Below are 19347 nucleotides of genomic sequence, written 5' to 3'. Positions count from 1 at the left end.
GCGCTCCACACTGGCCCCGGTGTTCTGCCTACCCAGTGCGGGGCGCAGACCACCAACAGTCCATTGTGCGGACAGGGCCTTACGGCAAACCATCGCCGGGCACCCTTCGTGCAAGGGAGGCGCACTGCCTGTCGCATTCAGTCAACATTTTCTTGACCCTCATCAAGTCATCCAACCAGCTGGAGGGACAACCGCCCTCCCCCCGTGTTACGCGTGGACACCCGCGCTCACAGGGCTTCCGGTATGGTGAGGGTCTTGTTTTCTGGAGCCTCACCCATGACGAAAATCCCTTTTGGCATCTCTGGCAGCCTGGTGGTTGCGGCGCTGATGACGGGTTGCGCCAGCCAAGGCCAGCCCCCGGCCCCCTCTGGCAGCCCGGCGCCGGCAGAGCCCGCGCCAGGCGGCCTGTGCAACGCCCAGCCGGCCCAGTCGGCGGTGGGGCAGAACAGCACGGCATCGGTGGTGGAACTGGCCCGGGTGCGGTCGGGCGCACAAATGGCCCGCGTCCTGCGCCCCGGCCAGATCATCACCAAGGAATTCAATGCCCAGCGGCTCAATCTGGAGGTGGATGCCAACGGCCGCATTGTGGCGGTGCGCTGCGGCTGACCACGCGGGGGACGGTGCGCTGCACACAGCGCCAACCATAGGCAGGTGCGGCGGCGCCACGGCATCGGCGGTAGCCCCGGTCAGTCCGCCAGGAACAGCTCCTGCAGGTCGCTCAGAAAATCAAAGCCCCGCTCTGTCGGGCGAACATGGGTCAGGTCGCGCTCGATCAAACCTTTGCTTTCGGCCGCCTTCAACCCCTTGGCGATGGTGGTCAGCGGCAAACCCGTGCGATCCATGAAATCCTGCAGCGCAAAACCACCGCGCAGGCGCAGGGCGTTGAGCATGTATTCAAACGGAAGTTCGGCCCGGCGCACGTCTTCATCCTGCGCCACAGCCCTGCCGGCCAGGGCGTTGTCCATGTAGCGGCCTGGGTCGCGAAAGCGCACCTGGCGCACCACGCGGTGCGCAAAACTGAGTTTGCTGTGTGCGCCCGCGCCAATGCCCAGGTAGTCACCAAACTGCCAGTAGTTGGTGTTGTGGAAACACTGGTGGCCGGGCTGCGCATAGGCCGATATTTCGTAGCGCGCCATGCCCGCCTGGCCAGTCATCTCGGTGATGCGGTCGAGCATGGCGTAGGCCTGGTCGTCCTCGGGGATGGCTGGCGGAAACTTGGCGAAGTAGGTGTTGGGCTCGATGGTGAGGTGGTAGATGGAGATGTGCGGCGGCTTGAAGGCCAATGCCGTCAACATGTCCTGCTCCAGCTCCTGCGGCGTCTGGCCCGGCAACGCGTACATGATGTCGAGGTTGTAGGTGTCAAACGACGCGGCAGCCTCTTCCACCGCCGCCAAGGCCTGGCTGCGGTCATGCACGCGGCCCAGGGCCTTGAGGTGCTGGTCGTTGAAGCTTTGCACCCCCACCGACAGGCGCGTGACGCCCGCAGAGCGGAAGGCGCGGAAGCGGTCTTTCTCGAACGTGCCGGGGTTGGCCTCCAAGGTGATCTCGCAGTCGGGCGCAAGGAGCAGGCGGGCGCGGATGTCGCCGATCAGCCGGTCAATGGCGGCTGGTGAAAACAGGCTGGGCGTGCCCCCACCGATAAAGATGCTGTGCACCGTGCGGCCCCAGATGAGCGGCAGCGCGGCCTCCAGGTCGGCCATCAGCGCGTCGATGTAGCGCTGCTCGGGCACCCCGTTGTCACCCGCTCCGTCGCCACGGGCCTCGTGCGAATTGAAGTCGCAGTACGGGCATTTTTTGAGGCACCAGGGCAGGTGCACATACAGCGACAGGGGCGGCAGGCTGGGCAGCTGCAGCAGGCCGGGGCGCATGTAGTGCTGGATGTCGCGCACCACGGCGGGTTCGGCCTCAGCCTGCGGCGTGATCGGGATGTGGGCCACGTTCTTGTCGTCCCTTCTACAGCCAGCGTTCGCGCATCAGCGCCAGCATCTGCGCGGCCGAGCGGCCCCGGTGGCTGTGGGCGTTCTTCACTTCCACAGGCAGCTCGGCAAAGGTCTTACCGAATTCGGGGATGAACATCACAGGGTCAAAACCAAATCCGTTGCTGCCCCGGGGTTCGGTGGTGATCTCGCCCACCACCCGGCCCACGGCAATCAGCGGCTCGGGGTCTTGCGGGCTGCGCACGGCAACCAGGGTGCTGACCATGGCGGCGCGGCGGTTGGCGACGCCGTGCAACTGCTCCAGCAGGGCGCGCACATTGTTGTCGTCGCTTTTCTCGTAGCCAAACTGGGTGCAGTAGTAGGCGGTATCGACGCCCGGCAGGCCGCCAAAGGCATCCACACACATGCCGGCGTCATCCGCCAAGGCGGGCAGGCCGGTGTGGGCCGAGGCAAAGCGGGCTTTGGCCAAGGCATTCTCGACAAAGGTGCGAAATGGCTCTTCGGCCTCACCCACGCCCAAGTCGGCCTGGCGAACCAGCTCGACCCCGAGTGGCGCGAACATGGACTGCAGCTCGGCCAGCTTGCCACGGTTGTTGGATGCTAGAACGATTTTCATGATTCAAATTGGCATCTAGCGCTTATCCAGCAAGCGCAAACAGCTATCAATTAGTGAGCAATATCAGGTTAGAGGGTTAGGGGGTTTGCAGCAGCGCCCGCTGCTGCAACTGCACCAGCTCTGCGATGCCTTTTTCGGCCAGCGCGAGCAGCTGGTCCATCTCCGTCCGGGTAAACGCCACGCCTTCGGCCGTGCCCTGCACTTCCACAAAGTGGCCTGCGCCCGTCATCACGACGTTCATGTCGGTGTCGCAGTCCACGTCTTCCACATATTCCAGGTCCAGCAGCGGCGTGCCCTGCACAATGCCGACCGAGATGGCGGCCACGGGCTGCACCAGGGGGGACTGCGTGATCTTGCCACTAGCCAGCAGCTGGTTGACCGCATCCTGCGCCGCGACCCAGGCGCCGGTGATGGCAGCGGTGCGGGTCCCGCCATCGGCCTGGATCACGTCGCAGTCGAGCTGGATGGTGCGCTCGCCCAGCAGCTTGAGGTCAAACACCGCGCGCAGACTGCGGCCGATGAGGCGCTGGATCTCTTGCGTGCGGCCGGTCTGTTTGCCCCGCGCGGCCTCGCGGTCACTGCGGGTGTGGGTGGCGCGGGGCAACATGCCGTATTCGGCCGTGACCCAACCCTCGCCGCTGCCGCGCTTGTGGGGCGGCACGCGCTCTTCCACCGAAGCGGTGCAGAGCACTTTGGTGTTGCCGAACTCGATCAGCACCGAGCCCTCGGCATGCATGGTGTAGTGGCGGGTGATGCGCACAGGGCGCAGCTGGTGGGCGGCTCGGTCGCCGGTGCGGGTGAAGGTGGTCATAGAATTTTCAGTAGAAAAATGGGCGTGCCTCATGCATGACCAAAGGCTCGCCGGAAACGCGCGGCCAAGGTCAGCGATCGCCGTGCGAGAGCCGCAGCTGTGTCTCCCTTGCGTGCACTGGCAGTGTCCCTTTTCCCGAATCGCACAGCGATTTGAGAGAAGTGGGAAGGCGCGCAGCGACTCAGGGGGGTGTCATGCTTTCCGTGCGGCCGAGCGGCGAATGGCTTCGTTGATTTCGGCGATGGACCGCTCGATGGCGGCATCGTCCAGGTCATCCACCAGGCCATCGAGTGGCCCTGCCTGGATAGTGGACGCAAACACGTCGTCGCTGATGCTGTCGGTCGAGACGCCCTGGGTGGATTCGAACGCGTCGGGCGTCTCCCACTCCAGAGCGATCACGGTCACGTTGTCGCTGCTGTCCCCCGCCTTGCGCAGTGCGTCTTCCACCAGCTCGGGCACAGCATGCGACACGGTGTTGCGGCCGAGTTGGGTGGCAATCTCCTCGTCGCTGAGGGTGCCCCACAGCCCATCCGAACACAGCAGAATGCGGTCGCCCTGCTCCAGGTAAACCGGGCCGGTGATGTCATAAATGGGCTTGGTGGGCGAGCCCAGGCAGGTGAACAGCACGTTGCGATTGATGCGCTCCAGGCCCGGCGGTGGGGAATTGCGCAGCTCCATGTAGGAGTGGTCGCGGGTGCGGGTGAGCAAATCACCGTCGCGCACCATGTACAGCCGCGAATCGCCACAATGCACCCAGGTGGCCGTGCCGCCCTGCAAAACAGCAGCCACCAGCGTGGTGCGCGGCGTGTCGAGCATGCCCTTGTCGGTGGCGTAGCGCAGGATCTGGTGGTGCGCCGCCAGCAGCGCGCCCGACAGAAACTCCTGCACATCCTTGAGCTGCGGCTTGGCTTGGCGCTGGAACAAAGCCGAGATGGTCTGCAGTGCAATCTGTGCAGCCACTTCGCCTTCCGGGTGGCCACCCATGCCGTCGGCCAACACAAACAGGCCCGATTCGCGCGTGTAGCAATAGCCCATGCGGTCTTCGTTCTTCTCGCGGCCACCACGGCGGCTGATCTGGAAAACCGAGAATTTCATAGCGACTCACGCAAAGAGGGCTTCGGGTTCATTTGGGTTTGGCTCCGATACCGGTGGCTTCACCCACCTTTTGCACATTCTTCTTGGTGTCGGACACCAGGGTGTCGAGCTGCAGGCGCATCTTCTCGGCCACCGTCAGTTTGGTGTAGCGGCGCTCGCCCTCGCGGCTGAGTTCCTTTTGCAGAGCAAACACCGACTGCGGGCGCGACAGCGGATCGAGCGCCATGCACCACTCCACCACCTCGATGAGGTTGTCGGAGTACACGCCACGCAGCTTGGTCAAGGCCAGCGAGAGGCGGTCCTTTTCGATGCGCTGGGGCGCCTCGTTGGGCGGAAAGCCTTGCATGCAGGCGTAGATGCAGGCACCTATCGCGTAAATATCGGTCCAGGGGCCCATGGACGAATCGCGGCGGTACATCTCGGGGGCGGCAAAGCCGGGCGTGTACATCGGGCGGATGAAATTGCCCTCTTTGGACAGCACCTCACGCGCAGCGCCAAAGTCGATCATCACGGCCTTGTTGTCGTCGGTGATGAAGATGTTGGCCGGCTTGATATCAAGATGCAGCATCTTGTGCTGGTGCACGATGCGCAGCCCGCGCAGCACCTCGTCGAACAGCGAGCGGATGGTGGATTCGCGGAAGACCTTCTGCGTTTTCAGGTCGCGCGCGGTGATGATGAAGTCCTGCAGGGTCGCACCCTCCAGGTAGTTCATCACCATGTAGACGGTTTCGTTTTCGCGGAAGAAGTTGAGCACGCTCACCACAGAGGCGTGCGAGATCTGGGCCAGCGCCCGGCCTTCTTCAAAGAAGCTCTTGAGCCCCAGGCGGTAGAGCGAGAGTTTTTCGGACTGAACCTTGGGCAGCAGCTCGCCCGGTGCACGCGTGGCCAGCGACGAAGGAAGGTATTCCTTGATGGCGACCTGCTGCCCTTCGGCATCCAGGGCCAGATAGACCACACCAAAGCCGCCAGAAGACAACCGGCGCACCACGCGGTAGCCGCCAATTGCGGTATCGGGCGGCAAAGGAGCCGGCTTGATTTTTGACATATTTTGCGAAGATGACTCGGGGGTGGAGCGGAACCCGGATAATCGCCGGATCGCAAGCAACCATCAAAAAGTCCAATGCCAGTTTACAGCATGACCGGATACGCCAGCGCACAGCATGGCGCATCTGCCACTGGCGCTGAAAACGACACCCGCGCGCCCCAATCACGCAGACTGGGGCTGGAAATCCGCTCGGTCAACAGCCGCTTCCTGGACCTTTCGTTCCGCCTCCCCGATGAACTGCGTGCCATGGAGCCCGCGCTGCGCAGCCTGCTGACCGCCCGCCTCAAGCGCGGCAAGGTTGAAGTCCGCGCCGCCCTGGAGAACGAGGACAGCAACACCCTGCAAGACCCGCCCGCGCGGCTGCTGCAACGGCTCAATTCTTTGCAAGATTCCGTCAAGGCATGGCTGCCGACCGCGGCGCCCCTCACGGTAGCCGACGCCCTGCGCCTGTGCGCCAACGCCCCATCGGGCTCTGAGGACTGGAGCGATGCCGTTCCTGCTTTGGCCGAAGAAGCCCTGACCGCCCTGATGGCCGCCCGCGAACGGGAGGGCAAGCGCCTGGCCACCATTCTGCTGGACCGGGTCAAGCAATTGCGCGCCCTGGCCGAACAGGCCGTCCCCATGGTGCCGCTGCTGGTCGAGCAGCAACGGCTGCGCTTCATGGAGCGCTGGAAGGAAGCCATGGCGCTGACCGACGGTGCCACCCTGCCCGAGGCCGCCCGTGACCGCGCCCTGACCGAAGCCACGGCGTTTGCCATCCGCATTGATGTGGCCGAGGAAATCACCCGGCTGGACTCCCACCTGGACGAGATCGAACGCCTGCTCAAGAAGGGCGGCGAGGTGGGCAAGCGCCTGGACTTCCTGATCCAGGAACTCCACCGCGAGGCCAATACGCTGGGCTCCAAATCTGCCGCCCTTGACCTGACCCGCATCAGCGTGGACATGAAAGTGCTGATCGAGCAGATGCGCGAGCAAGTACAGAACATCGAATAACACTCATTTTTTGATAGCGCTTCGCGCACATCAACTATGGACTATCCCGGAAATCTCATCGTAGTTGCGGCCCCCAGCGGCGCAGGCAAATCCAGCCTGGTCAAGGCCTTGCTGGAACTGGACTCCCACGTCCACCTGTCGATCTCCCACACCACCCGCGCTCCGCGCGGGCAAGAAAAACATGGCCGCGACTACTACTTTGCGTCGCAATCCGAGTTTGATGCCATGGTGGAAGGCAACGCCTTCGTGGAATGGGCGCATGTACATGGCAACCGCTATGGCACCTCCAAGAAGGCGATCGAGGAGCGCATTGCCCAAGGCTCGGACGTGATCCTGGAGATCGACTTTCAGGGCGCGCTGCAGATCAAGGAAGCCTTCGCGAATGCCATCCTCGTGTTCATCCTGCCCCCCAGCTGGGAAGAACTGCGTTCGCGCCTGGAACGACGGGGCGAAGACTCCCCCGATGTCATCGAAGTCCGTCTCAAGAACGCGGCTACCGAGATGGCCCAGGTGAGCAAATTTGACTTCGTTATAATCAATGAGTTGTTTGAGCGCGCGCTTTTCGACCTGAAAGCCGTAGTTCACGCCCAGCGACTCAAGTACGCCGCCCAGCGCCGCGCCCGTGCTGACACCTTCCAGTCGCTCAATATCACCTGAATCCCCGGAGTAAAACGATGGCACGCATCACTGTAGAAGACTGTCTGGAAAAGATCCCCAACCGCTTCCAGCTCGTGTTGGCCGCCACGTACCGTGCCCGCATGCTGAGCCAGGGCCACGCCCCCCGCATCGAAAGCCGCAACAAGCCTGCCGTGACCGCCTTGCGCGAAATCGCCGAAGGCAAGGTTGGCCTGGAAATGCTCAAGAAGGTTCCTGGTTGAGCTTTTTTCTGGGCGCAGCCCGCAAAGAGCACCGCGACAGCGGTGCTTTTTTTTGCCCCAAAGTCTCCTGATGCGCTCCCGCGCTACATTTAAGGCATGAACGCGGTGCTCAACTCACCTTCTGCAACGCAAGCCCGCCCCGGCGAAGTACCAACGGCGGGAACTTTGTCGGCAGCCGCAGCGGCAGCCAATGCGGCTGCGGCCAGCTTTGCTGCGCTGACAGACAGCCTCGACTACCTGGACGCGACCAGCATCGAACAGGTGCGCCAAGCCTATCGCTTCGCTGACGAGGCCCACCTGGGTCAGTTGCGCAACAGCGGTGAGCCCTACATCACGCACCCCATTGCCGTGGCTGCACAGTGCGCCACCTGGAAATTGGACGCCCAGGCGCTGATGGCCGCACTGCTGCACGATGCCATGGAAGACTGTGGCGTCACCAAAGCAGACCTAATAGACCGCTTTGGCGCCCCCGTGGCTGAACTGGTAGATGGGCTGACCAAGCTCGACAAGCTGCAGTTCAACACCCGCGAAGAGAACCAGGCCGAGTCTTTCCGCAAGATGCTGCTGGCCATGGCGCGCGACGTGCGCGTCATCCTCATCAAGCTGGCGGACCGCACGCACAACATGCGCACGCTGTCGGACATGCCGCGCAGCAAATGGGGCCGCATCTCCTCGGAGACGCTGGAGATCTATGCACCCATTGCCCACCGCCTGGGCCTTAACCAGACTTACCGGGAATTGCAGGATCTGGCCTTTCGGCACCTGCACCCATGGCGCTACGCCACGCTATCCAAGGCAGTCAACAAATCACGCAACCGCAGGCGCGATCTGGTGCAAAAGGTTCAGGCCGAGGTGGACACCGCCTTCTCCAAGATCGGTATGAAGGTCCGCCTTGCCGGCCGCGAGAAAACGCTGTATGCCATCTACCAGAAGATGGACCTCAAGCACCTGAGTTTTGCCCAGGTCACCGATATTTACGGATTCAGGGTGATCGTACCCACGGTGACAGACTGCTACACCGCCCTGGGCGTGCTCCACCAGATGTACAAGCCGGTTCCTGGCAAGTTCAAGGACCACATCGCCATCGCCAAGCTCAATGGCTACCAATCCCTGCACACCACCTTGGTGGGCCCTTCCGGCGTGAACATCGAATTCCAGATGCGTACGGACGAGATGCATGTCATCGCCGAGGCTGGTGTGGCCGCACACTGGTTGTACAAGGCGCAGGACGGCGATGGCACATCGGCCGAGCGACTAGGGACCAAGTGGCTGCAGTCCCTGCTGGACATCCAGAACGAGACCCGCGATGCCGCCGAGTTCTGGGACCATGTCAAGGTGGACCTGTTCCCGGACGCTGTCTACGTTTTCACCCCCAAGAGCCAGATCATGGCCCTGCCTCGCGGAGCTACCGTGGTGGACTTTGCCTACGCCATCCACAGCAACGTTGGCGACCGCACCACGGCGGCAAAAATCAACAATGAGCAAGTGCCCCTGCGCACCGAACTCAAGAATGGCGATGTGGTGGAGATCATCACAGCCCCGGTATCCACGCCCAATCCGGCCTGGCTGGGTTTTGTGCGCACGGGCCGCGCACGCTCCAAGATCCGGCACTACCTGAAAACGCTGGCACAGACCGAATCGGAAGGCCTGGGCGAGAAGCTGCTGACCCAGGCCATCCGGGCGGAAGGCCTGGAGCAGCTCCCTCCCCAGGACGCAGAGACCCAACCGATGTGGGACAAACTGCTGCGCTTTACAGGAAACCGCACCCGCAGCGAACTGATGACGGACCTGGGCCTGGGCAAGCGCATCGCCAGCATCGTGGCCAAGCGACTCATGGTGCTGATGTCCGAACACGGCCATCGTCCTGATGCGCTGCTCATGACACGGGAGCGCTACACATCCCACGAGACGCTTTCGCAAGGAGCGGTAACTCTGGATGGCAGCGAAAATGCCTCGGTGCAGTACGCATCCTGTTGCCGCCCAGTACCTGGCGACAGCATCGTGGGCTATCTGGGCCGTGGCGAGGGCCTGGTGGTTCACAACGCCCACTGCACGGTGGCCAAGCGGCTGCAGCACAAGGACAGCGAGCGCTTCATTGCGGTGGACTGGTCGGACGAGCCCACGCGCATGTTCGAAACCGGGGTCGTGGTGACTGTCACCAACGGCAAAGGTGTGCTCGCCCGCGTGGCCGCTGAACTGGCCAATTCAGAAGCTGACATCACCCATGTGGATATGGATGACGAGGCGGCCCTCGACACCACGGACTTGCGCTTCATTGTGGCGGTGCGAGATCAGACCCACCTCGAAACCGCACTGCGCAACTTGCGGCGCACCCAGGCCGTCATTCGCGCTGCACGCATCACCCCGCAGGCCACGTAAGCACTTCACAGCGCTGAGCGGCGCCATCAACCCATGCTGGGCTTGGCGTAAAGCGGCGTCGCGGACCCCGCTCAGTCCGCATGCGCGGCGCGCTGCGGATACTGCACTGCCACCACTTCAAGGCTTCGCACGCCTCCTGGCGTAGGCAGCAGCACCTCGTCACCCACATGGGCCTTCAAGAGCGCACGCGCCACCGGCGAGATCCAGCTCACCTGCGATTCCCGGCTGTCTGCCTCATCGATGCCCATGATGGTGATCGTGCGCCCTATACCTTCATCATCGATGTACGTGACTGTGGAGCCGAAAAACACCTGATTGCTGCCCGCATGCAGGCTGGGATCCACCACTTCGGCAATCTCGAGCCGCTTGGTGAGAAAGCGGATGCGCCGATCAATCTCTCGCAAACGTTTCTTGCCGTAGAGATAGTCGCCATTTTCAGACCGATCTCCGTTGCTGGCAGCCCAGTGCACGGCTTCGACCACTTTGGGCCGCTCGTTGTCAATCAGGTCCAGCAACTCATCACGCAGGCGCGCGTATCCTGCCGGAGTGATGTAGTTCTTACCGCCCGCAGGCAACGCAGGCAACACCAATTCATCCTCATCGGAAGCATCGGTTTCTTTGGTAAAGGCCTTGCTCATGGAAGATCTCCCCCGTCAGCGAGAAACGCTTTGACAAATGAAAAAGCCTGCAATCTCGCGATTGCAGGCTTTAAACATTGGTGCGGCTGGCAGGAATCGAACCCACGACCCCTTGGTTCGTAGCCAAGTACTCTATCCAGCTGAGCTACAGCCGCTAAGCTTTGAATTATAGCATGATTTCTTGGCAATCTTTGAAATCAACTTTTTTACTGTAACCTGCCGCATGGGCCTGATCAGCAAAAGCTCAACTCAACGCAAGCCCCAATTGTAATGCACTCCAGAGACTCCAAAAGAAGAAAGGCGCACATTGCGACAAGAAAACTGGCCGTGATCGTGATGATCGCCCATTCGAATGGATGGGTGGTAGGGCGTGTTGGACTTGAACCAACGACCAAAGGATTATGAGTCCTCTGCTCTAACCAACTGAGCTAACGCCCCAGGCCATGCTCCAGCGCTATACAACGGGGCAAGCGCCGTATTGTAGGGGCTTTACTTGCGATGGCTGAGTGCGTTGGACACCAGCTTTGATGTGATGTCCACGATCTGAATCATCCGGTCGTATGGCATGCGCGTGGGGCCGATCACGCCTAGCGTCCCGACCACTTTGCCGTCTACCTCATACGGAGCACTGACGATGGACAGCTCCTCAAAAGGCACGACATGGCTTTCACCACCAATGTAGATGCGCACTCCCTCGGCCTGGCTGGAGATATCCAGCAACCGCAGAATCTGGGTTTTCTGTTCGAACAGATCGAAGGCACGTCGCAAGTTACCCATGTCGCTGGAGAAATCACTGACCGCCAGCAGGTTGCGCTCACCAGAAATCACGACCTCGTCTTGCGCTTGGGACAAAGCCTCAGACCCCACATTCACCGCAGCCTGCATGAGCGAAGCGATCTCGCCGCGCAGCACATCCACCTCAGATTTCAGGCGCTCACGCACTTGCTCCATCGCAAGCCCCGCGTAATGCGCGTTCAGAAAGTTGGAAGCCTCAATGAGTTGTGACTGGGAGTAGTCCACGTCCGTGAAGATCACGCGATTTTGAACGTCGCCCTCGGGCGAAACGATGATGACCAAAAATCTCCGCTCGGACAGCCTCAAGAACTCAATATGGCGGAACACCGATGTTCTGCGTGGTGCCATAACGACACCGACGAACTGCGAAAGATTGGATAGCAACTGGGCAGCGTTGGCGATCACCTTTTGCGGCTGTTCGGGCGCAAGCTGGGGAGGGGTCAGAGGGTCCCGCTGCACTGTCAGCATGGTGTCCACAAACAGCCGATAACCTCGTGCAGTAGGAATGCGACCGGCTGAGGTGTGGGGACTCGCGATCAGCCCTAACTCCTCCAGATCCGCCATGACGTTACGGATAGTGGCTGGAGATAAATCCAGCCCAGACGCGCGCGACAACGTGCGGGATCCGACGGGCTGCCCATCGGCGATGTAGCGCTCGACCAGCGCTTTGAGCAACAACTTGGCACGGTCATCGAGCATGGAATGATTTTAATGATGTAATTTCGCGATGACGTCCAATTTCCGCCATGTCGCACTGATAGGCAAGTACCAAGCTTCTTCGGCGGGCTCCATCGGTGAAAGCTCCCGCCAGGCCCTGGAAGACATCGCCCATTTTCTTGAACGCCAGGGTTGCGAAGTGATGCTGGAAGCTGAGACCGCAAGCAACACCGGGCTCACACACTATCCAGTCCTGAATGTAGACGAGATAGGCAGTCGATGCGATCTGGGCCTGGTGGTCGGGGGTGACGGCACCATGCTGGGCATAGGTCGGCGGCTCGCCCGGTTTGGGACGCCCCTGATCGGCATCAACCAGGGACGGCTTGGCTTCATCACCGACATTCCTTTCGATACCTATCAGGCCACTCTTCCCCCCATGCTTCAGGGCGAATACGAGGAAGACTTGCGACCGCTGATGCACGCTACGGTCGTGCGCGACGAGCGCGTCGTCTTCGAAGCCCTCGCGATGAACGATGTCGTTGTGAACCGAGGCGCGACTTCAGGCATGGTGGAATTGCGGGTCGAGGTCGGCGGCCGATTTGTGGCGAACCAACGCGCAGACGGACTCATCATCGCCTCACCCACAGGGTCAACGGCGTATTCGCTGTCAGCCGGTGGTCCCATGCTTCACCCCTCCATTCCCGGATGGGTGCTGGTGCCCATCGCCCCTCATACGCTCTCCAACCGACCGATTGTTCTGTCGGATGCCACCGAGGTGGCGGTTGAGGTTGTGAGTGGTCGGGATGTCAGTGCCAACTTTGACATGCAGTCACTGGCCTCACTGCTGCATGGCGACCGCATTCTGGTGAAAAGGTCAGAGCACTGCGTGCGGTTTCTCCATCCTCAAGGCTGGAACTACTTTGCCACCCTGCGCAAAAAGCTGCGCTGGAATGAAGGGGGCTCCTGACCATGGCGCTCCGGCGGATTACCCTGCGCGATTTTGTGATCGTTCAAGCGCTTGAACTTGAACTAAGCTCCGGTTTCACCGTGCTGACGGGAGAAACAGGCGCTGGAAAATCCATCCTGATTGATGCACTGCAACTCGTTCTGGGCGCACGCTCCGATGCAGGTGTGGTTCGCGAAGGCGCTGACAAAGCGGATCTTTGCGCTGAGTTCGATTGCCCACCCCATCTCCAGCCATGGCTGGAGGAAGCGGGTTTTGACATTGATGAGCTGTTGCTTTTGCGTCGGACCGTGGACTCTCAGGGCAAAAGCAGGGCTTGGATCAATGGCACCCCAGCCACTGCTGCCCAGCTGCGGGCATTAGGAGACAGCCTGCTAGACATCCACGGGCAGCATGCTTGGCAAAGCCTTACAAGACCAGACTCGGTACGCGGCCTGCTGGACGCATTTGCAGGGGTGCACACAGCAGAAACCGCAGCGCTCTGGACCCAATGGCGAAAGGATCAAAAAGCCCTGGAGCAAGCACGCCTGGCCCAGGCTAATTTGCAGCAGGAAAGTGAGCGTCTGCAATGGCAGATCAACGAGGTGGACAAGCTCGCACCCATTGATGGCGAATGGGAAGAACTCGACGCACAACACAAACGCCTCTCACATGCACAGGCGCTGCTGGAAGGGGCCGAGGGCGCCATCCAAGCCCTCCAAGATGAAGATGCTGGTGCACTGACTGGGCTTGCACGCGCGCACGATCTTCTCCAAAGCCATGAGCATATTGAGCCCGAGTTCGCACCGCTCGCAGACATACTTTCTTCCAGCCTCGCACAAGCCAGCGACGTGCTCCACTCGCTGCAGCTGTATTTGAGGCACGTGGAAATAGATCCACAGCGCCTGGCCGAACTCGACACCCGCATTTCGCTCTGGATGACCTTGGCACGCCGTTACAAGCGCACGCCAGCAGAGCTGCCGGCTCTACACCAGAGCTGGAAGGAGGAGATGCGCCGGCTGGACGCAGCGACAGATCTGGAACGACTGGAGGCCGCCGAGGCCGCCAGTGCCAAGGCCTACCACGCGTCGGCACGCGTGCTGTCTCTGGGTCGCGCCAAAGCCGCCCCGAAACTGTCTCACGCCATTACCCAAGCCATGCAGGGCCTGGGCATGGAGGGAGGAAAATTCGAGGTTTCCATGACCAAGGCCTCAGAGCCCTCGCACCACGGTATCGATGACGTGGTATTCCTCGTCGCGGGCCATCCCGGGATGACACCCAAACCCATCGGCAAAGTCGCATCGGGCGGCGAACTCTCCCGCATTTCGCTGGCCATCGCTGTAACAACCAGTGAATTGGGTATGGCTCCCACGCTCATCTTTGATGAAGTGGACTCTGGCGTAGGTGGGGCGGTGGCTGAAACAGTGGGGCGGCTGATGCAGCAGCTTGGCAGCGACCGTCAGGTGCTCGCGGTCACCCACCTGCCGCAGGTGGCGGCTTGCGCACACCACCACCTCAAGGTGGCCAAACGCAAGAGCCCGAATGGCACCACCAGCGCCGTATCGACGGTACAGGGCGAGAACCGTGTGGCAGAAATTGCCCGCATGCTGGGCGGCGAACGATCCACCCAGACTACGCTCGCCCACGCGAGCGAGATGCTGGATCTCGCGGCCGTTGCACGAGAAGGACATGGCTGATGGCACTTGAAATCGTTTTGATCACGGGTATGTCGGGATCAGGAAAGTCCGTGGCGCTGCATGCGCTGGAGGACGCAGGGTATTACTGCGTAGACAACCTGCCCCCAGAACTGCTGCCAGCTTTTGTGGCGCTGGAACACCGTCACCACGGCAACCGCGTTGCTATCGCGATGGACGTTCGAAGTGCCACCTCATTGCATCAGGTTCCACAGGAGCTGAGTCGGCTAAGGAGCGAGGGCGTTTCGGTGCAATCGGTTTTCCTCGACGCCACCATCGATACGCTTGTCAGGCGTTTCTCAGAAACACGCAGACGCCACCCGCTGTCGCACGACGATCTCCAACAGGGTCGAAAAGCGCTCGTGCAGATTATCGAGTTGGAGCGCGAGCTGCTGGCGGAACTGCGAGAACATTCGCATGTGATCGACACAAGCACCATACGGGCTTCACAGCTCCAAAGCTACGTGAAGAGTTTGCTTGTCACCACCCGGGGACAGATGACCCTGGTATTCCAGTCTTTTGCATTCAAGCGTGGCATACCGATGGACGCTGACTACGTCTTTGATGTGCGAATGTTGCCGAACCCACACTATGAACCTGCGCTGCGGGATCTGACGGGGCTGGACGAACCTGTAGCCCATTTCCTGCGCCAGCAACCCGATGTGTCGCTGATGCAGGCGCATATTGAGCAATTTCTCGCGCACTGGCTGGAAATGCTTGACCGGAACCACCGCAGTTATGTCACGGTCGCGGTGGGCTGCACTGGCGGCCAGCACCGCTCGGTCTACTTGGTGGAACGACTTGCCGATGTTTTGAGCAGCCGTTGGGCAACCCTGAAGAGACACCGAGAGCTGGATGGACGTTGATATCTACGCAACAAAGCCCTGGTACGCTCACCACAACTGAGCTTGGGTCGAATCAAGCAGCTTGCGGATGGGAGCAGGCAGGCCGATAGAGGACCACTCATTGACCCCAAACCACGCCCCTTCTTCAGTGGGCTGATCCGGAACCTCCCCCGTGACCAACACGGGGTGAAGATGCAAATCCCTGTGTGTCAGCACATGGAGAAAAGGCTGGAGCTCGTTGCAGGCAATGCGAGAAGCATCACCTAGGAATTTGACATATCCGTTCAAAGAGGCGCCGTCGGCGAAGACCGGCACACAATGCATGCCAGCCCATATCCCAGCAGAGGGGCGACGTTGCAACCACACCTGCCCAGCAGGATTTCGAAGAACCAGAAGCTGCCAGGATTCAGACCGGCGTGCCAGCTTGCGCGTCTTGACAGGGTAGCGTTGTGGATCTCCGTCTTTGAATGCCACACAGCGGCCCGCCAAAGGACACCGGTCGCAGCGTGGCAATCGTGGCGTACAAATCGACGCTCCCAGATCCATGAGTCCCTGGGTATAGCGGGGCATGGCCGTAAGCAGATTTTTCTGCGGCAGCAGTGACTCCGCCTCCTTCCAGAGCAGACGCTCGTTTCCCGACGACGCGAGGTCCTTTTCAAAGCCGAGCAAACGCGTCAAAACCCTGCGCACGTTGGCATCAAGAATAGGCACGCGTTCAGAGAAACAGAATGCGGCAATCGCTCCAGCGGTGGAGCGACCAATCCCCGGCAAGGTAGCCAGCATCTCGGCGGTGCGAGGAAAGGTGCCTCCGTGCTCTGCCACAACCTGCTGGGCGCAGCGATGCAGGTTGCGGGCCCGGGTGTAGTAGCCCAGCCCGCTCCAGAGACCCATCACTTCGTCCTGCTCTGCCAGCGACAAGGCCACTACGTCGGGAAAACGCTCCAGAAAGCGCCCGTAGTAGTCAAGCACCGTCGTAACCTGCGTTTGCTGCAGCATGATCTCGGACAGCCAGACCCGGTACGGATCGCGCGTCTGTTGCCAAGGCAGGTGATTGCGGCCATGAGACGCCTGCCATGCGACCACGAGCCCAGCCACATCCTCCCGCCCACCGTCGCTCATGCAGATACCAGATGGCTACCCGAGGTCACGGAGTCAAGACCGGGCAGAGCAACAAGCTGGGAGGTCAGCTCCTGCAGCCTTTGCTCCAGTTGGACCAACTCATCCTCACTCGCTTCAATTTCCGCAATGCGCTCCACCAAACCGCTGGCAGCCTGCTGAATGCGATCCACAGCCTCGATGCGACGCGCAAAACTACGGCGACGCTCACGCAGCTGCGCATCCAGTTGGGCCGTAGCAGATTTGCTCCACAGTTCAAGATCGTTCGCGGCCGATTCATACACGGTACGCAAACGCATGGCCAGGGCCCGGACCAGACGTTCCGCAAACTCGGGCTGGGCCAGCTTGAGCGCGTTACCCATGCCGAGGTATTGGAGATGGCTCTGTTCGATCTGATTCAGATCGTGCGTAAAGTGCTCCAGTTGCGGAGGCGAAGGGACCTGCAGAGAAAAGCCAAACTCGGCATTGAGTTGCCTGAAGGTGCCACCCAACATGGCCTGAATCTCAGTGCCTGACGCTTGTGCTTTGTCCAGCGTACCGCGCAACTTGTCAAAAGTCTGAAGATAGATTTTCTTCACACCCAGCTTGAGCCCTTTTTGCTGCAGGGTCTGCGCCAATTCAGAAAGCTCGACTTTGAGCGCCTTGGCGCCCAACTGCTGAAATACATCTCGAAGCAGCTTCAGGTGGACCGCACGCACTGCCTGGATTTTGGAAGTGCTCAGGTCAAACTCCCGCTGTTCCTGCTCAATGCGGTGCCGCATCGATTCGATCACAGACGCATTCTTGCCGCGCAGGCTTCGCAATTCGGCCATCTGGTCGTCAAGATCTCGGCGCCGGATATTGATGACCCGAGAAGTCTCAGTGCGCAAACTGGCCACGCCGTTGGCCACAGCCGCCCGCAAAATAGACTGCCGCCGCCCCATGATTCCTTTGGCCAGCGCCTCTTCCAGAACAGGCAGGCCGCTGGTCTCCAGCAGCAGATCATCAGCAGTGATCTTGGCGACCAGCCCTTTCTGCGCAGACACGGGCACAACCCTATCCAACGGAACACCCAACATTTCTGCAGACGTACTGCACTGGCGCTCCATCTGCGCCTGCACCTGCTCTGCAGAATTGAGCGTGTCCCACAAGGTGTCTATCTTGTTGAGCACCACCAGCCGGGCATCCATGCTGTCCGCCGAAATGGCCAGGTGCTCGCGCCAGATGGACAAATCAGAGCGGGTAACTCCGGTATCAGCGCTCAGAATGAAGACCACCGCATGCGCCTGCGGAATCAGGTTGACGGTCAGTTCAGGCTCAGCGCCCACGGCATTCAGCCCTGGCGTGTCCAGAATCACCAGCCCCTGTTTCAGCAAAGGATGGGGAATATTGATGAGGGCGTGGCGCCACATGGGCACCTCCACCAAGCCCTGGGCATCAGGCACAGGGTTTTCATCGGTCAGATCATCGTGCCAAAAGCCCAATGCCCGCGCATTGTCCAGGCTGACCTTTCGTACTTCGGCCACCTTTTCGAGCGCCTTGGCAATCTGGTCCGCGTTTCCGACATCCAGGGGGATCTCCTGCCACCGGTCCGTTTTAACCCGCCACTCCGCCAAGCTCTGCATCTGCAGTCGGGTTTCAATGGGCAGCAGACGAAGGCTGGGCGCCACGCTGGCGTCGTACCCAAGTTCGGTGGGGCACATGGTGGTGCGCCCTGCACTCGCAGGCATGATGCGGCGGCCATAGTCTGCAAAGAAGATCGCGTTGATCAACTCAGATTTGCCGCGCGAAAATTCGGCAACAAACGCCACCATGACCTTGTCGCTGCGAACCTGCTCCTCCAGGCGTTGCAGCCGCTCCTGAACTGCTGCGTCCATGAGTTCGTGCGAGGACATCCACTCGGCCAGCCGCTTGAGTTGCTGGGCGAACTCACGCCGCCAGGCACCATGCTGGTCGAACTGTTCGTTGAATGAAGGTCCCACTTTGCTCCCAGAGATCTAAGAATGGCCTGCAGGGCAGGCATACACAAAATATAGCATCGACCGCTCGCGGGCCGTCATGCCACGGCGAATTGGTGCTTGACCTGATTCAAGGCCGCTGGCACATAGGGCAAAAATAGCTGCTCCGCTGCCCCTGGCGCAGCACCTTTACCGAAGTGCCACAAACATGGCACGGCGCTCCATCGCGTCCATAAACGTTGGTCTGGGTCTGAAAGTGGCCTGCCATTCCATCTGCATTGGAAAAATCGCGTAACGTGCTGCCCCCCATATCCACGGCCCGCGCCAATACAGACCGAATGGCAGCGTGCAATTTGAGCACCCGCGCAGGCCCGATACGAGACGCACTCGTTGTGGGACGGATTCCAGCCAGAAAAAGCACTTCTGACGCATAGATATTGCCAACCCCCACCACCACTCGGCCAGCCAGGAGCAACTGTTTGATGGGCATCTGGCTCTTTTTCAGACCAGCCTGGAAAACAGCAAGAGAGAATCCGTCAGACAGCGGCTCCATTCCCAGCCCGCCCAGAAGCTTGGTTGCAACAGGGTCTTGTTCCCCATGAACGTACACCACGGCACCGAATCGGCGCGGATCGTGCAGCCGCAGCGTTCCCTGGCTTGTCAGCATGTCAAAGTGATCGTGGACTCCGGCCGCTGGTAACCCCTGGCTGAAGCGCAGGCTGCCCGACATCCCAAGATGCACGAGCAGAACTCCTCGACTGGTATCGGCCAGCAAATATTTTCCGCGGCGGCGCAGGCCCATCACCTGCTGCCCCACCAAAGTCTGTGGCGCACACCCCAGAGGCCAGCGCAAGGGTTTGCCGAGCGTGACCGCCTCAATGCGGGCGCCAGTGATGGCCTGAACCAAACTGCGGCGGGTCACTTCCACTTCGGGCAACTCAGGCATACAAAGACCCCGGCAATGGGTT

At 60.8% G+C, this 19347-nt stretch carries 18 protein-coding genes and 2 tRNA genes; 8 read left to right on the top strand and 12 right to left on the bottom strand.

Translation table 11 applies throughout. The features are described from left to right. Nucleotides 1-276: 276 nt before the first annotated feature. The gene (locus NFX52_RS00960; protein WP_082437489.1) at nucleotides 277-606 is read left to right on the top strand and encodes an I78 family peptidase inhibitor; all 330 of its coding nucleotides are present in this window, start codon (nucleotides 277-279) and stop codon (nucleotides 604-606) included. A gap of 80 nt (nucleotides 607-686) precedes the next feature. Here NFX52_RS00960 and hemW read toward each other — a convergent pair whose 3' ends face one another. The 5 genes from hemW to NFX52_RS00935 all read right to left on the bottom strand — a co-directional run bounded on the left by hemW (nucleotide 687) and on the right by NFX52_RS00935 (nucleotide 5504). Next, complete coding sequence (gene hemW, locus NFX52_RS00955; RefSeq protein WP_055399030.1) at nucleotides 687-1937, bottom strand: radical SAM family heme chaperone HemW; 1251 nt, start codon at nucleotides 1935-1937, stop codon at nucleotides 687-689. Between the two features lie 16 nt (nucleotides 1938-1953). After that, entirely contained in the window at nucleotides 1954-2553 is a 600-nt protein-coding gene (gene rdgB / locus NFX52_RS00950; RefSeq protein WP_055399032.1) for an RdgB/HAM1 family non-canonical purine NTP pyrophosphatase, read from the bottom strand. A gap of 76 nt (nucleotides 2554-2629) precedes the next feature. Next, the gene (rph, locus tag NFX52_RS00945) at nucleotides 2630-3364 is read right to left on the bottom strand and encodes a ribonuclease PH (RefSeq protein WP_055399034.1); all 735 of its coding nucleotides are present in this window, start codon (nucleotides 3362-3364) and stop codon (nucleotides 2630-2632) included. A gap of 192 nt (nucleotides 3365-3556) precedes the next feature. Continuing rightward, entirely contained in the window at nucleotides 3557-4459 is a 903-nt protein-coding gene (locus NFX52_RS00940) for a PP2C family protein-serine/threonine phosphatase (RefSeq protein WP_055399036.1), read from the bottom strand. 28 nt (nucleotides 4460-4487) lie between these two features. Further along, on the bottom strand, nucleotides 4488-5504 hold the full coding sequence (locus NFX52_RS00935) for a serine/threonine protein kinase (protein ID WP_008905072.1): 1017 nt from the start codon (nucleotides 5502-5504) through the stop codon (nucleotides 4488-4490). A 75-nt stretch (nucleotides 5505-5579) separates the two neighbouring features. Between NFX52_RS00935 and NFX52_RS00930 the strand changes: the two genes are divergently transcribed. From NFX52_RS00930 to NFX52_RS00915, 4 genes are all read left to right on the top strand, one after another. Further along, entirely contained in the window at nucleotides 5580-6497 is a 918-nt protein-coding gene (locus NFX52_RS00930) for a YicC/YloC family endoribonuclease (RefSeq protein WP_082437490.1), read from the top strand. A 36-nt stretch (nucleotides 6498-6533) separates the two neighbouring features. Beyond that, nucleotides 6534-7154 carry a guanylate kinase gene (gene gmk / locus NFX52_RS00925; protein ID WP_055399040.1) on the top strand — a complete coding sequence of 207 codons (621 nt, stop codon included), beginning with the start codon at nucleotides 6534-6536 and terminating at the stop codon, nucleotides 7152-7154. Between the two features lie 17 nt (nucleotides 7155-7171). Then, complete coding sequence (gene rpoZ, locus NFX52_RS00920; RefSeq protein ID WP_005794722.1) at nucleotides 7172-7375, top strand: DNA-directed RNA polymerase subunit omega; 204 nt, start codon at nucleotides 7172-7174, stop codon at nucleotides 7373-7375. Nucleotides 7376-7471: 96 nt separating this feature from the next. Further along, entirely contained in the window at nucleotides 7472-9754 is a 2283-nt protein-coding gene (locus NFX52_RS00915) for a RelA/SpoT family protein (protein WP_055399042.1), read from the top strand. A 71-nt stretch (nucleotides 9755-9825) separates the two neighbouring features. On the opposite strand, the gene greB is transcribed toward NFX52_RS00915, so the two are convergent. The 4 genes from greB to hrcA form a co-directional block, all read right to left on the bottom strand. Further along, nucleotides 9826-10392 (bottom strand): transcription elongation factor GreB, encoded by a 567-nt coding sequence (gene greB, locus NFX52_RS00910; RefSeq protein ID WP_055399045.1) that lies wholly within the window; start codon nucleotides 10390-10392, stop codon nucleotides 9826-9828. Between the two features lie 78 nt (nucleotides 10393-10470). Continuing rightward, nucleotides 10471-10547, bottom strand: a tRNA-Arg gene (locus NFX52_RS00905). 206 nt (nucleotides 10548-10753) lie between these two features. Further along, nucleotides 10754-10830 (bottom strand) — tRNA-Ile (locus tag NFX52_RS00900). 51 nt (nucleotides 10831-10881) lie between these two features. Then, a complete protein-coding gene (hrcA, locus tag NFX52_RS00895) occupies nucleotides 10882-11886 on the bottom strand; it encodes a heat-inducible transcriptional repressor HrcA (RefSeq protein WP_055399047.1) in 1005 nt (334 codons plus the stop codon). 28 nt (nucleotides 11887-11914) lie between these two features. Between hrcA and NFX52_RS00890 the strand changes: the two genes are divergently transcribed. Genes NFX52_RS00890 through rapZ form a run of 3 tightly spaced genes read left to right on the top strand, consistent with a single transcriptional unit; the run spans nucleotide 11915 to nucleotide 15347 of the window. Beyond that, nucleotides 11915-12811, top strand: coding sequence for an NAD kinase (locus tag NFX52_RS00890; protein WP_055399049.1), 897 nt, complete (start codon nucleotides 11915-11917; stop codon nucleotides 12809-12811). Nucleotides 12812-12813: 2 nt separating this feature from the next. Beyond that, nucleotides 12814-14484, top strand: coding sequence for a DNA repair protein RecN (recN, locus tag NFX52_RS00885; protein ID WP_055399051.1), 1671 nt, complete (start codon nucleotides 12814-12816; stop codon nucleotides 14482-14484). Further along, complete coding sequence (rapZ, locus tag NFX52_RS00880) at nucleotides 14484-15347, top strand: RNase adapter RapZ (protein ID WP_055399053.1); 864 nt, start codon at nucleotides 14484-14486, stop codon at nucleotides 15345-15347. The genes recN and rapZ overlap by 1 nt, the downstream gene beginning before the upstream one ends. A 27-nt stretch (nucleotides 15348-15374) precedes the next feature. Here the strand turns inward: rapZ and mutY are convergent, their stop codons facing one another. From mutY to mutM, 3 genes are all read right to left on the bottom strand, one after another. Next, entirely contained in the window at nucleotides 15375-16445 is a 1071-nt protein-coding gene (gene mutY, locus NFX52_RS00875; RefSeq protein ID WP_055399055.1) for an A/G-specific adenine glycosylase, read from the bottom strand. Further along, nucleotides 16442-18316, bottom strand: a complete 1875-nt coding sequence (locus NFX52_RS00870) for a dynamin family protein (RefSeq protein WP_242701024.1) — start codon at nucleotides 18314-18316, stop codon at nucleotides 16442-16444. The genes mutY and NFX52_RS00870 overlap by 4 nt, the downstream gene beginning before the upstream one ends. A 193-nt stretch (nucleotides 18317-18509) precedes the next feature. Continuing rightward, entirely contained in the window at nucleotides 18510-19325 is an 816-nt protein-coding gene (mutM, locus tag NFX52_RS00865) for a bifunctional DNA-formamidopyrimidine glycosylase/DNA-(apurinic or apyrimidinic site) lyase (RefSeq protein WP_055399058.1), read from the bottom strand. Nucleotides 19326-19347: the final 22 nt, after the last annotated feature.

Origin of the sequence: Acidovorax facilis (genome assembly GCF_023913775.1) — a bacterium.
Taxonomy (GTDB): Bacteria; Pseudomonadota; Gammaproteobacteria; order Burkholderiales; family Burkholderiaceae_C; genus Acidovorax; species Acidovorax facilis.
The sequence above is the reverse complement of the archived record's forward strand: the minus strand, read 5'-3'. Positions and strand labels throughout refer to the sequence as shown.